Annotated in this window: 12 protein-coding genes; 2 read left to right on the forward strand and 10 right to left on the reverse strand. The window is 55.8% G+C overall.

The genetic code is table 11. The features are described from left to right. Positions 1–110 precede the first annotated feature (110 nt). On the reverse strand, positions 111–1,616 hold the full coding sequence (locus BLP45_RS01320; RefSeq protein WP_090369405.1) for a RimK family protein: 1,506 nt from the start codon (positions 1,614–1,616) through the stop codon (positions 111–113). Between the two features lie 364 nt (positions 1,617–1,980). On the opposite strand from BLP45_RS01320, the gene BLP45_RS01325 reads away from it, so the two are divergent. Continuing rightward, positions 1,981–2,724, forward strand: coding sequence for a c-type cytochrome (locus BLP45_RS01325; RefSeq protein ID WP_371128723.1), 744 nt, complete (start codon positions 1,981–1,983; stop codon positions 2,722–2,724). Between the two features lie 136 nt (positions 2,725–2,860). Continuing rightward, positions 2,861–4,138, forward strand: a complete 1,278-nt coding sequence (locus BLP45_RS01330) for a c-type cytochrome (protein WP_090369409.1) — start codon at positions 2,861–2,863, stop codon at positions 4,136–4,138. 47 nt (positions 4,139–4,185) lie between these two features. Here BLP45_RS01330 and BLP45_RS14265 read toward each other — a convergent pair whose 3' ends face one another. From BLP45_RS14265 to BLP45_RS01375, 9 genes are all read right to left on the reverse strand, one after another. After that, positions 4,186–4,425 carry a cell wall protein gene (locus BLP45_RS14265; protein WP_143002363.1) on the reverse strand — a complete coding sequence of 80 codons (240 nt, stop codon included), beginning with the start codon at positions 4,423–4,425 and terminating at the stop codon, positions 4,186–4,188. Positions 4,426–4,667: 242 nt separating this feature from the next. Further along, positions 4,668–5,114: a CHRD domain-containing protein gene (locus BLP45_RS01335; protein WP_090369018.1), complete on the reverse strand. Its 447-nt coding sequence runs from the start codon at positions 5,112–5,114 to the stop codon at positions 4,668–4,670. A gap of 327 nt (positions 5,115–5,441) precedes the next feature. Then, entirely contained in the window at positions 5,442–5,915 is a 474-nt protein-coding gene (locus BLP45_RS01340; protein WP_090369020.1) for a CreA family protein, read from the reverse strand. Positions 5,916–6,066: 151 nt separating this feature from the next. Continuing rightward, positions 6,067–7,218: a PEP-CTERM sorting domain-containing protein gene (locus BLP45_RS01345; RefSeq protein WP_090369022.1), complete on the reverse strand. Its 1,152-nt coding sequence runs from the start codon at positions 7,216–7,218 to the stop codon at positions 6,067–6,069. Positions 7,219–7,849: 631 nt separating this feature from the next. After that, positions 7,850–9,235 carry a Dyp-type peroxidase gene (locus BLP45_RS01350; RefSeq protein WP_090369024.1) on the reverse strand — a complete coding sequence of 462 codons (1,386 nt, stop codon included), beginning with the start codon at positions 9,233–9,235 and terminating at the stop codon, positions 7,850–7,852. Positions 9,236–9,275: 40 nt separating this feature from the next. Next, positions 9,276–9,773 carry a hypothetical protein gene (locus BLP45_RS01355; RefSeq protein ID WP_090369026.1) on the reverse strand — a complete coding sequence of 166 codons (498 nt, stop codon included), beginning with the start codon at positions 9,771–9,773 and terminating at the stop codon, positions 9,276–9,278. A gap of 201 nt (positions 9,774–9,974) precedes the next feature. After that, a complete protein-coding gene (locus BLP45_RS14835) occupies positions 9,975–10,511 on the reverse strand; it encodes a PEP-CTERM sorting domain-containing protein (protein WP_256327621.1) in 537 nt (178 codons plus the stop codon). A gap of 514 nt (positions 10,512–11,025) precedes the next feature. Further along, positions 11,026–11,826 (reverse strand): XrtB/PEP-CTERM-associated transcriptional regulator EpsA, encoded by an 801-nt coding sequence (epsA, locus tag BLP45_RS01365; protein ID WP_090369029.1) that lies wholly within the window; start codon positions 11,824–11,826, stop codon positions 11,026–11,028. Positions 11,827–12,273: 447 nt separating this feature from the next. Then, positions 12,274–13,872 carry a phospholipase D-like domain-containing protein gene (locus BLP45_RS01375; protein ID WP_218117920.1) on the reverse strand — a complete coding sequence of 533 codons (1,599 nt, stop codon included), beginning with the start codon at positions 13,870–13,872 and terminating at the stop codon, positions 12,274–12,276. Positions 13,873–13,949: the final 77 nt, after the last annotated feature.

The following is a 13,949-nucleotide window of genomic DNA, read 5'->3' on the forward strand; positions in this document are numbered from 1 at the left end:
CTGACGCTTGTCCTGCCAGGCTAACTGTAAAGATTCTCGTCATTAACGCCCTTTTAAAATGATGCTTCAGCTGATTCCGTTGCCACCACTGCCGCGCGCGAACCTTGTATTCAGCGATGAGATGGTGAATGGCCCCGTTTGCGCGCTTCGACACGTTTCAGGAACACGCTCATGACCTCGCGATAGAGCGCATCCTTGAGCAGGGCATCCTCGTTGCCGGCATCCACATTGGGGTTATCGTTGACTTCGATAACATAGCAGCGGTTATTGACCTGTTTGATGTCGACGCCATAAAATCCATCGCCGATGAGATTGGCGGACTTAAGCGCAATCCTGACTACGTCTTCCGGCGCCTCATCCACTGCGACGGCTTGCGTGAATCCTTCACTCAGCTTGTGCTGTTGTTCATCCCGTTTGATGACCTGCCAATGTCCGGCAGGAAAGCCATATCGGGCGACGAAAATTACTCGCCGGTCGAGTATGCCCACCCGCCAGTCGAATTCGGTGGGCAACCATTCCTGGGCGATAATCAGTGCCGATTTTTCCAGCAATCCGGTTACCCCGGGCAGCAACTCAGCGTCAGCTTCGACCTTTATCACGCCACGCGAAAACGAGCTGTCCGGCTGCTTCAGGACACAGGGGAGGCCGAGACGGGAAGCGATAACGGAGATATTGTCCCGGTGTACCAGCAGCGTTCGTGGGGTTCGTATATTGTGTTGCGCCAGAAGCTCGGCCAGATAAACCTTGTTGTTGCATTTGAGGATGGAATCTGGCTCGTCGATGACAACCAGTCCCTCGGCGAATGCCCGGCGCGAAAAGCGGTAAGTGTAGTGGTTGACGAAAGTTGTGTCGCGAATGAACAACGCATCGAATTCCGGCAGCCGGCTGATGTCCGTGCGGGTGATTAATTCCGCGCGCATGTTCAGTTCCTCGGCGGCTTTCCTGAATTTTTGCATGGCCTTTGCGTTGGAGGGAGGCTCCGGGTTATCCGGATCGTGCAGAATAGCGAGATCAAAGCGCGGGGAAGCGCGCCTCTTCGCCCCCTGCCCGCGACGCGTTAAGTAGCTGTCCGCGGCAATCGCGACGAACTCCCGGTCGCGGGGGGCTATGTCGTTCACGGCGATAGCCCGCACACTGCGGAGATTCCATTGGTCTTGCTGGCGTTCAAACCGGGCACACAGCAACGGTATCGGCAACAGGCCGAAAAGCTGCCGGCTGAGCACGTCGTAGCGGCTCACGGTGGCGCGACCGAAGTAGATGCCGAGTTCGAAATTGTCCGGCTTCAGGGGCGCCAGCAAGCGCTGGATGAGCGCGCTCAGGTCCCCGGTAAGGTACCGCAGCAGATTCTGGGACTGCAAGTCTTCGATTGCGCCCACTTTTGGGAGCGGTTTGTGATCCCGCGCCTCCGCAAGCAGCGATACGTAATAGCCCAGGCTCTGGTAGCGGTAGGATTTGCACAGATTGACTATCGTGATGGAATGGCTTGGGACGTGAGTGGAGGCATGATTGGCGGCATACGCCGGATCAGTGAGATAAGTGTGGGCGGCGACGACCGTTGCGTGGGGAATTTCCAGCGGCCAGTCGCGGGGGTCATCGACGACGATGAGGATGGCCACGGGGAACCTCCCTTTCATAAAAACCCGCTTTCCATTGCCATCCATGCATTAACCGGAATAATGTGCATAATGAAGTCTAGCAGCCTGCCCGGCTTAAAGGAAATCGGCTGCCAAGCCGTCCGGGCAGGCCGCATCTCCCGCCGTTTTTTGGCATGGAACAACGGTGGCTTTAAAGGTGCCTGAATTTTGCCTGGCAGCAGCGGTATGGGCAGGGAACAAGCGCGGCGCCAGCATGCAAATGGCATTCCCTTGCGGCTGCCGCCGTCAGATTCCACTAATTTTGGATGCCGCTATGCCGCTGCAACTTCGCGGTTCCCCTGGAGTCTTATCAAGGCGATTCTTAAGAAAAACAGGTGGCGAATTCGTGAGACCGATTGCTTTTATAACATTGATAGTTGCCGCCGAATTCGCCGCCGCCGCCGGGCTTGGCAGCGCCGCCGCCCCGGTCGACGTGCCCGACACGATGGCGGAACGCGTAAAGCCCTGTATTGCCTGCCATGGGCCGGAAGACAGAACGGGAAGAGATGGATATTATCCCCGTATCGCCAGCAAGCCCGAGGGCTATCTTTTCAATCAACTGCGCAATTTTCGTGATGGCCGCCGTTATTACCGGCCCATGGCTCTACTGCTTGCAGATGTGTCGGATCAGTACCTGCTGGAAATGGCTGCTTATTTTTCCACGCTTAAACAGCCTTATCCTCCGCCCGAGCATATGTCTGCTTCACCTGGTGAAATCAAGCTGGCGCAACAATTGATCAATCGGGGAGACCCCTCCCGAAAAATTCCCGCGTGCGTCCAGTGCCATGGCAAGGAACTGATGGGTACGGCGCCATTTATTCCGGGCTTGCTGGGCTTGCCACGCGCCTACCTGGTCGCCCAGTTCGGGGCGTGGCGGACTGGGGGGTTGATGCGGGGACAGGCCCCCGATTGCATGTCTGAAATCGCAAAGCAGCTCACTCCTAACGAGACGAACGCCATTGCAGCCTGGCTCGCTGCTCAGCCGGTCCCGGAGGATGCGGCGCCGGTGTCCGCGCTTTCCGCCGAGATGGCCCGGCGTTGCGGAAGCATTGTTCAGCGGGGCGGTGCGCACCCTGAATCCGGCGGTTGAGCGCCAGCTTTTCAACCCATTTCGAATCAAATCCCATAATGCGCAATATTTTCTTGTATTCCTTTCGCTTCATACGCCCCTTGGCGGGCTGGCCACGGGATGGATCGCGGCTTGCCCAGCTACCCGGCTTTGGTTCATGAAACCGGCCATCCTTGCCATCATCATCGCATGCCTGACGGGCCTCGGTTTTTCGTTTGAATTGATGGATGCTGCGGCTGCGGAAAAAGAAGCGGGGGTCTGGAAGGCTCTTCCCGCTCCGCAACGCCAGGCCCGCGGCGCCTATCTTGCGCGGGCAGGCAATTGCATGGGATGCCACACGGCCCCTGGCGGCCGGCTCTACGCGGGGGGGCGTAGCCTGTCCACCCCTTTTGGCACGTTTATCACGCCTAACATTACGCCGGACAAGGCAACGGGAATTGGCTACTGGAGCGAGCAGGATTTCTGGAAAGCATTGCACGAGGGCAAATCACGCGATGGCCGGCCCTTATACCCCGCATTTCCTTATACCGAGTATACGAAAATCACGCGCGAGGATTCGGATGCCATTTTTGCGCATCTCAAGACGCTCGCCCCCATCGCGCAGCACAATCCGCCGAGCAAGATTAATTTTCCCTACAATTTTCAGCCCCTGCTAAGCCTCTGGCGCGCGATTTACTTCAAGCCCGGCGTTTATCAGCGGGAAGCCGCCAAAAGCAATGAATGGAACCGTGGTGCTTATCTGGTGCAGGGCCTCGGACATTGCAATGCCTGCCATGCGGAACGTAATCCGCTTGGTGCCACGGGGGAGGATGCATTGGGGGGAGGGCAGATCATGGGTTCGAACTGGTATGCACCGTCTTTAACCTCAAGCCTGGAGGCAGGTACCGCTAATTGGCCGATCGAGGATATTATCCAGCTGCTCACCACTGGCATTTCGCCGCGCTCGGCCGCATCGGGTCCCATGGCGGAAGTCGTCAGGCAAAGCCTGCAACATTTGAGCAAGGAGGACGCGCGGGCAATGGCCGTCTACCTCAAGTCATTGCCCGAAAGCAGTCCGCGTGTCCGGGCAACGGCTCCCGTGCTGACCGAGCAGGTGAAAAACTGGTTCCAGCGCGGTGCCAGGATTTACGAGAAACATTGCCAGGATTGCCATGGTGATTCAGGGCAGGGCGCACCCGGCATTTACCCCCCACTGGCGGGCAATCGGGGAGTTACCATGACACCTCCCGTCAACGCGGTGCGCAGCATCCTTAATGGAGGCTACCCGCCGTCCACCGCGGGCAATCCACGTCCTTACGGCATGCCGCCGTTTGCGCAAGTGTTGCGCGACGACGAGGTCGCGCTGGTCTTGTCGTATATCCGCAATATGTGGGGCAACCGTGCCAGCCTGGTCACAGCGGCTCAGGTCGACAGGAGCCGCGAAGGTATCCACTAAGGTAATACACTGCACCACCCCGGCTTGATAGTCACAAAGCCGGAACTTTAGAGCAGAGGCTCGTCCGCGGGGTCAACGATCGGATCTCCGGGGGACGGGTCAGGGTCGAACGGTCGTGGATCCACCGGTTTATCCGGATCGAATGGCTGGGGATCTTTCCGTGGCTTGTCGGGATCGATGGGACGAGGGGGATCTTGTATCGGCTTGTCCGGAGAAGGTTCGGGCGTGTCAGGCCTGCCGGGCCGTCCGGGGCCATTGGGCCGATTTTGGGAGTAAAGGTCTGTCATGATAAGGCCCTTTCGGAAATAACCGTTGGATCTCAATGCGGGAATTGGCGGCGATTCGGGTTTTGGCGCTGCAAGGTGGAAAGGCGGACTTGCCAAAAAGGCGAAGAGCGAGTCCGGGGATAAGGGTACTGCACGGAGTTGACAATAAGTCACAAATACACCGGGAAACGCACGCCAGCTGACAAGCTTTACGGACTACCACCATGCCCCGTCCTCTGACGGGGCAGAGGGATTGGCGCACATCACTCCATGCGTTTCTTCAACTGGCCGCGAATCTCTCCGCTCTTGTGTTCGTCGCTATGAATATTGACGTAAAGATTTCCCGCTTTGTAGGCATCGTATTGCGCGTCGGTCAGTGCGGCGCCGGCCGGAACGGACCATTCGTTGTCGGAAGCCTTCTTGAGCGTAATAATATCCGGCCCATTTTTACCAACCGCTCCTTCATGAATGTGCGCGCCCGTGCCCTTGATGCCGGAGGTGGTTATTGTACCTTTGATGGATTTGTCATCCTCAACTTTTATGGTGCCGGTGCCGGTCGCGGAAGTTTGGACGGGAGGCACTTCCTGATCGCCGCTCAGGTTAACCTTGAGTTCACCAGCTGTCGCCATTCCCGCGCTTCCGGCAAAAGCGACGGCTATCAACGCAATAATAGCCAGGGTGAATTGTGATTTGCGAAGAATTGTAGTCATTTGTGTGCCTCCTTCAGGTTGATAAAAAAATTACGTCACCGGCTAACTGGTTCCATTCGTTTTTTCCTGCTTGCCATCTCGATAGGCAAAAGTATGTTTAACACTTAAGGATGAGTCAGTACGGTAGCGTACGTAAGTTAATGATTCTCAATCCTACGAGTATTGGACAACGACGCAGTGCCGACAATACAGCAGCTTATTGATAATAGTTGCGAGGTGTTAAAGACCTAAACCTTACCCGTAACCATTGAGAGTATCAAGACCAGGAGCGGCGAAAACGTTTGAATGGCTGACGGTGCTTCCGCAGCCAGCATTCGGGTTGGCGGCTTATTTAACCGGAATAGGGTTTCCGTGCGCAACGGGGACGGCGGTAACGCTATTTGTCGGACTTCCCTCTATTAATTTGTCGGAATAAGTGAGATAGATAAGCGTGTTTCGCTTGGAGTCGACCAGTCGGACGATATGCAGGCGCTTGAACAGAATGGACATGCGTTCGGTAAACACATCCTCCTGCACGGGGAGTTTCCCGGAAAAATGGAGCACTTCGGACACTTGACGACAAGCAATGGACGCCTCCGCCTTGTCCTCCGCGAGTCCGACCGTACCTTTTACTCCGCCTGTTCTTGCGCGGGAAACATAGCAGGTTATTCCCTGGACCTTGGGATCGTCATAGGCCTCGATAACCACCCGGTCATCCTTTCCAAGCCAGCGGAAAGCCGTGTCCACTTCGCCGATGAGCTCGGCTTTGACAGGGATACAGACTATTGCCAGCATTCCTAACGTGATTCTGATTCCTGTCATTTGCGGTTCCTGTCGGGTTATGCTTAGTATGCTCTGTCACTCTCATTCAAAGCGGCGCAGCTTGGTTGCCGGGAGCGCCAACCCGTTTGGCTCTCCCAGGCCAAGGTCCCCTTCACCCGAATACCGGCTGCCAGGGACCCTGTGTTACATTTTATATCACAACGGCGGGTTTTCTGCGGCGTACTATCCAGCCCATTAAACCCAGCCCGGCCAGCAACATCGCATAGGTATCGGTTTCCGGAACAGCCAGTGTGATATCAGCTGTTGCAGTCAACCCTGGATGGGCGGCAACGGTTTTATCCGCGTGTAAATCAATCCCCCCCCCCACTAAGGAGGTGTCGAAAGTGCTGCCCGCATGGAGGGCAGAGTTAACATTGGCACCCAATGCCGAGCCGGCATCTGCATTCAAAACAACCCCGTCGGGACTGCTGACCTCCGCACCGGCTCCTGCATTGGCACCGGAGGCAAAGGAGCCAATATCGGCGGCTATTTCGCTTGTGGCATCAAGTGCGGAGACGGAGGCGCCTACCTTGCTCGCCGCAAGATCAGCCGTTGCAGCTAATCCTGCATCGGCGGCAACGATTTTATCCGCCTGCAAATCAATCGCCCCACTCGCTAAGGAGGTGTCGAAAGTGCCGCCCGCCTGAAGCGCGGAGTTAACGTTAACACCCAACGCGGAATTGGCATTTGCATTCAATGTACCCGTAGCGTGACTGCTGACCTCCGCGCCGGCCCCTGCATTGGCACCGAAGGCCGGGGAACCAACATCGGCGGCTATTTCGCTTGCGCCATCAAGTGCCGAGACGGAAGTACCCACCTTGCTCGCGGTATCCAGGGCCGGAGTAGAAACTGTTACCTTATTTATCGCATCAACCGCGGGTGAAGCGACAGTTACCGTACCAGTGGCATCAAGCGCTCGTGCGGCCGCTACCTCGCTCGTCACATCGAGTGCTGGCGCGGCCACGGTTACCTTACCGGTAGCGCCTAGCGCTTGGGCCGGAAGTATTTCCTTGCCCGAGGAGTCGAGAGCTGCTGAGGCCACGTTAACATCGGTCGTGGCGTCGGGTACTGACGTGGTGACAGCGGCCTTGCCCGAGGCATCAACTGCCGGTGTGACAACCGTTGCCTTATTTGTGGTTTCGAGCACCGGCGTGGATACCGTTGTATTGCTCGTGGCATGCAGCGCCGGCACTGCCGCAGAGGCGGCTACGCTCCCCGTCGCACTCGTGGTTGCGTAGGCAGATTGGGTTGCAAGGCCGGACAGAGCCAAGAGGGTGGTCACAATCGCTTTGGTTTTCGTCATAGGAGTTCTCCAGCTTTATGCATCATGTAATTCTCCAAAAGAAAGATTAAAAAATGTTGCAGCCGGCTAAAATCCCCTCCCGGAAGATTCAGTTTCAGTGAGTATGATGCCTTCCATCTACAAAGGGCATAAATAGCGCAGCCCTATGACTTAAGCAAATATTGTGCCAAATATATAATACATTAATAATTAAAGAGTTATGACCAATAAAACGTTAGAGGTAAAAAATTATCGTCTCCAAAGCGCGACATCTATCTTGAATACCTTGATTAAGTGAATGAAACCGCTGGATATTATGGCGTCGTTCCAGCGCGACAGCATGAGATGACATCAGCGGTAGGCAAGCATGGGTCAAGCGAAAGGCTTTTTAATGTCTTTCGCATGTTGACATTCGGCTACAGCAACATATTGCGACGCCATAATAATTTCTGAATTTCTGATGCGGCGGAATTCGCTGGCTATTGAGTCGTCATGATCGGTCAAGATTGCTTCCCACAGTATTTTCTAGAAAAAACATGCGATCTCCCGGGGATGGCGGACGGATAATGCCGAATGAGGTGTTTTGGAATATTGATCGGCGCCATGGGTGAAAAAGACAGGGGCAGGCCGGGGCCGGGGCCGTACCCCTCTTTTAACTGGTTGCAGCAGGCAAAGCTGATAGATAGCGGATTGCGGTGGCGCTGGGGAGAAAACAATACGCCGCTCCGCGGCAGGTGACAAAACTGGTGAGGCCTGTGACTTCGACGGGACGCCTCTGGCCTTCGATCGGGATAAGGAAAGTTGCGGCCGATCCTGCATTGTTTCCGTTATCTCCAATCAGCGGGTCTCTGGTGCCGCCCAGGCCAGGTGCGAAGCTTCCCTTGTTGGCCCAGTCGGACATTAAAAACTCGAACTGATCCTTGAGGCTTACTCCGATAAAAAGACCAAGCAATCCCCGCTCGATCCCATCATCAGGATTGGCCGGATCATAAGGAGGCCCATAGGGAAGTCCGCGGCGGACAATACGATGCTTGAGACCGCTGTTTCCAGCCACAATCGCGTTGCGCGGATTCATGCGCCGGATATGCGATCCCAGGGGACAGCGATAGCCGCGGCGATCATCGAAGGCGTCGGGCATGCTATCGCCTGGCACATAGTCGAAGCTATTGCGTTTCTCGAGAGGAATGCGTTCGTCGGCGGAATGTGGCGAGAGGGAAAGAGGAACCCCGTCGCGCCAGCGACCACAAAGCTTGGCGGCTATCAGTTCCCGGTCAAAGCCCGTTTGATGAGCCGCTTCCGTCAGAAACTGCTCGAAGCCACGACAATCCTGGGACAGAATGCGGAACGCCACGAAGCTGCCGTTACGGCCCAGCGCGTCAGGTGTTGGCACCGGGTAGGTAAAGTCCGAATACTGGCTGGGGTAACCCAGCAGGAATTCTCCAGCCGGAGCTTTCGGAAGCACGTCCGGCATGAGCGGTGGTAGCCCGCCATCAATGGTGGGTTGTGCGAAGCCATCGCGGTAGCCAAAGTGCGCCACGTTTCCGGGTAGGCTTCTGCCATCGTGCACGGAAAGCTCCGACATCGCATTTCTGCCCGAATAAAGTTCCCGGAGCTGCCCAGTAACGTGCTCCAGGATTTCCTCCGTTTCGGCAAAGAGGAACAGCAGGAGATGCAGGGCTGGGCTCGCGAACTGATCTTTCCAATGCTCAGGGCTGCTTTCTCCGGTATCGCCCACCCGCTGGGCGCGGGCTGGCGCACCTGCGGCAAACTCCTCCGGGAATGACGCCAGCGAAAGAGGTGAAAGCCCAAGAGCAGCCAAACCGGTGTAGGTAAGCCCGACATTAAGGCAATATGGCGGTTTCACGGTCCAATCGGTGGCGGTTGAAAGTTGAGGCGAATTGCCGCCATTTACCAGCCCGCCAAGAAATTGCCTGGCAGCGGCCGGTTGCGCAATCGTCAAGGCGAATACGCGCAGCGCCGGCATGGCGTAAGTGCGGAGGATGAATCCCTGGATGTCGGCGTGTGGCAAATCAGGCATGATAGGTTTCAAATTCCGGCGATCGTGTGATCGGACCCGCTTAGACTTCTCCCAGCGCCGCCTGGATATCGAGTACTGTGGCCTGGGGGTAGGCGCTGTAGAATGGTCCAATGGCGCCGAGATCGTTGGCTTTAACGTAGTCCCTGAATGCGCCGCGATTCTGTTGAATCGGCAAGGGAGGTGCGCCGTCCATGTACTGGAGCAGCGTATTGAAAATATCACCGATCTCGTCGATGAACTCGTTCAGGTAATCTTCGAACGAGCCGTCATAAGTTGTGATGATGGCAAGCCTGGTATTATTTTCGAGGAATACAAAACGGGCGAAATGTACGATCCTGAGTTTATCGAGGGCAGCCCAGATAGGATTTTGTTCCGGCGGTGCGGATTGAATTTTTTGTATAAGCGTATTGAGGGCCTGGAAGGCTTCGGGCGAACGGATGGTCATGACCAGGGTGAGCGGACTCTGGACTGTCCTGCGTGCGGAAGCCACGGGGGCGGGCCCGCTATCCTTGTCACTGCCGTCGTGGAATGGATCCATGGATTTCCTCCTGAAAACGGGCGCTACGCCCTCTGACAACAATCGCAAGTCATATGCCTGCCGTCTTTGACCCGCGCTGCATGGCATTGTATGGCTAAGGACCCGATGCTGCAAAGAGTTTTGGCGGGAAGCAAGTATGGGGTGCCCCAAAAACAACAAACCCGCCGAAGCGGGTCTGTATGGGGTTATTATCTGAGAGCGCTATTGTTTGCGTCTGCGCGTGAGGCCGAAGGCGGCGAGCCCCAGACCGAGAAGAGCAAGGGTCACCGGTTCCGGAACCTGGGTAGGATCTCCGTTAAAGGTGGTGTAATGGCTCAGCCTCTCGATATTGGTATTCCTGAGGCCTCCCGAGAGGAATTGCACTTGCGCATCAGACCATACCAGCTTCGTCATTTCTCCGATGTTCTGGAAGAAAAAAGTGTCGGCTGTGGCGCCGGTGCCCCCTGTACCGAATTTCAAAAGGAAAAAACCCGGCTCGGTCGGACCGACATCCAGGTACCATTCACCTGCAGCGTTGACAAAAGCAGTGGGTGAAGTATCCTTCAGGTCTTGAACCAGGTTGTTGTTATTTGCAAATGTCTCCATGGCGGTAAGCTCGGTCCCATCTCCAGAATTTCCAAGATTAGACTCTCCTATTTTGGTGTCAAGCATGAAGGGGATGGCGTGTGCGGCCGGAATCCAGAACGCCACACTAACGACTACCGCGAGAATTCCGGAAAATTTATTTTTTTTATTCATTATCATTTCCTCCAAGTCTTTCTAATCGACAATATGTATTGGGCCACCCGGTTCGCATGCAATCCCTTCGCTCTTCCACCAGGTGAATGCATTATTTCCTGAAAAACAAGGATTTGAAATGACTCTACTAGCTGTAGTGCCATGGTTCTTTTGGTTTGCACCATGGCCCTATGCAGTAGTGGAAAAGATCAATAGATAAGCGCTAATCCACCTTAAGTTGATCAGCGTTGGGGGTGCAGGATGAGTCAATGTAATCGGGTGGGTAAAGCCGGGAAGAGCAACAGCAAAGCCCTTCGGGATGGGCTGTGAGGATGCGCATGAACATTCTCAGCCGGGGCTGAAGGCAAGTGCGCGAGGAAGGATAATCGAAGGAACTGAACTCCTGGATGTTTCCACGAGCCGGATATGGCGTTAGAACCAGGATTTTCAGCAAGCTCTGGCAATATCCATGCAGCTCCCGGTTTGCCGGCAAACCATCGCGCAAGAAGGAGGCGGAGGGAGTGTCGGATCCGTTTCAGCCATGGCTGAGGCTGGGCTCAACCTTCGAAACGGCCTGCGTCCGGTTGTACACGTCAAGTTTCTTGAAGATGTGCCGCAAGTGGTTTTTTACCGTATAGGTACTGATGCCAAGAATCGAGGCGATTTCCGGATTCGTTTTGCCCATTCTGACCCACTCCAGGACTTCGACTTCACGTATACTCAATCCGCGAGTTTCCGGGATTCTCGGCTCGTCTGCGGGGAGTGCCGCTGCCTGATGGCCATGTCCCAGTGGTCTGACCCGGCGCAAAGCCGTATCAAGATAAGGCAGCAGGTTTTCCATGGCCTCGAGCGTTGAGTCGTTGAAATTATCGTAAGAACTGAATATCACATAGAGGCAATCCTGGCATCCACGTTCGTCGCTGATGCCATGTATCAGCAAAGACCGCATGCCGTGCAATGCTTCACCGAAAGCGCATTGCGGGCGATGGCTTTCAAGCAGGAAGCCGGATGCGCCGACGCTTAGCTTGAAGGGGATTTTTCCCAGTTCCACCCAGCAACTATAGAGCCCTCGCAGCAAGGCTGAAAAGGCTGAAAGATTTTCCGGATTCAAATGCTCGGTTCTGACTCCAGGCAATGCGGAAACAAGATCGTGCCGAAAATGCTTCGCACCAAAATCACTCCATGCGGCAAGCATGATCTCATGGGGCAGGTAATGCTGCACCTCTCCCTGCAGCCATTTCAACAGGTCGGAATGTCTGCGTACCGCTATCCCTTCCCTGACGATTCGGAAGTAACGTTCGAGATGCTCGTCGGAGAGCGATGAGGAAAAAACCATAAGCGGCAGAGTCTATCCGGTCCGGTCGTTAATGGAATGATGGATGAATAACTGATTGTTATAAAGCAATAATCGTTCCAGAAATAAAACTTCAATTAGATCAATAGTCAAAAAAATAAAAAAGGATGGATTTTGATAGACTGTAAGAAATGCCGACTGCCGGGAAAGCCCCGGAAGGCGTCTTCCGCGGAGGATGGCGGAAAAATCGGGGGATGTTCACAAGGCGCACCACGAAGGTCGTGATCTGTTCACGATGCGTCAGTATGACCCGGTGGGCGGGCAGTCCGCTTGTAACGTGGAATAATGGATTTCGGGAGGGAAAGTAATGGAACGAGGCGGCAATCACCTGCCGATTATGCGCCGCTATTCCTGCTTGTACGGGTGCTTTGCGTTATGGGCAGCCATGAACTTGAACTTGGTCTTCCATAAATCGAATTTTGGAGTATTTCAAGGCGGGCTGGGCGTATCACGCGGTGATCGGGGAGGCAACTCATCAACGGGCTCAGCGGACCGCATGGCGGTCTCGATCTTGCCATTCATGTCTTTGGATGCCCCGTTATTTTGCGCGCCGTTGTGCAGATGATATGCCTGGATCAGCAGCGAGATGCCCAGCCAGCCAGCGATCAGGGCAAAGGGGACGATCAGCAGCATCGGCTGCAGCCATGCAAGTATGGCCAGGGCCAGCAACGTCGTGCCGCCGAACATCATGATCTTTGCCTCGGCCGCGCCGAGGACAAGCCGGTTGGTAATGGCAGCTCCGACGGTATTGCCAACACGAATCGCACCCGCCGTGAGCCGGCCGGCGCTGCCACCCCTGCGCCTGCCCCCGCCACGTCTATAAAAAGGAGAGGACGCGTGGCCGGATGACTCGAGCCCGGACGATCCGGTTCTCGGGACCGGGCGAACACGATTCTTTTCACTGAGCACGATTTCCGTCGCGCCCTCCAGATCCCGCAGATACATCTGCTCCATTTCATGCGCGAAGGCCAGGTTTTCCACCGCCACATCCAGTTCCCAATTACCAAGCCAGCTGACCATATTGAGATTGCTCGATCCTACACGCGCCCAGCGGCCATCGGCTACGGCCGTCTTGGCATGCATCATCGATCCATTCCATTCAAATACCCGTACGCCGGCTTCCAGCAGGGGGCGATAGCCGCTCCGGGAGATCGGCCGCAGAAACCTGAGGTCGCCGCTCGATCCCGGCACCAGCAGCCGCACATCCACGCCATCCATTGCCGCTCCTCTCAGCGCTTGCACATAGCTGGTGGAGCCGACGAAGTAGGCATCTGTAAGCCAGAGCGTCTTTTTGGCCAGGACCGCAATCAATAGTTCGAGCCGGTACAATCCCGCAGTGGCCGCGATATCACCCAGCACCCTCATGTCGACCTCGCCTGCCACCGGGATCGCATCCCGCTCCGTCAGTTCCTCCGCGGGCACCTCGGGTCCGGTTTCCGCCCACGCACGGGAGAAGGATTGCGCAATATCGGCCACGACCGGACCGCGTACCTCGATACCGGTGTCTCGCCAGGGCGGAATACCGCGTTCCGGATACCCTATCCACATCTCTCCGACGCATAATCCACTGACGAACGCAACGCGGTTATCCACGCAAATCGATTTTCGGTGGAGCCGGCTCACCCAGCCAAGCGGGCTATCGAAGCGCGGCGGATTGAAGCACCGGACCTCAACACCGCCATCTCTCAGCCGCTGCCAGTAGCTGCCCGACGTTTGGGTCAGGGCACCCAGCCAGTCGTAAAGCACTCTTACCCGGATGCCATCTTCCGCCTTTGCAATGAGCGCATCGGCAAACTGTTGGCCGATGTTATCGTCCCGGATAATATAATTTTCGAAATAAACCGTCTCTTTCGCCGAATAAATCGCGTCCAGCCATGCGGGATAGTTTCCGCTGGCGTCCTTGAGGAGGCGGATGCTGTTGCCGTGGACAAGTGGAGCGCCGGCTGCGCGCGAGAAAGCCTGAGCCGCCAAGGCGCGCGTTGCGGGCATCGCTTCGCGAGAACTTTCTCTCCGCTTTACAGTAGCCACCTGTCATCGCTCCATTTCTATTTCGGCATTACTGTTCAATGTCCTGTTCCAAGGTCTTCCACGCGTCATGGCACCCG

Origin of the sequence: Nitrosospira sp. Nl5 (assembly GCF_900102495.1) — a bacterium.
Lineage (GTDB): Bacteria > Pseudomonadota > Gammaproteobacteria > Burkholderiales > Nitrosomonadaceae > Nitrosospira.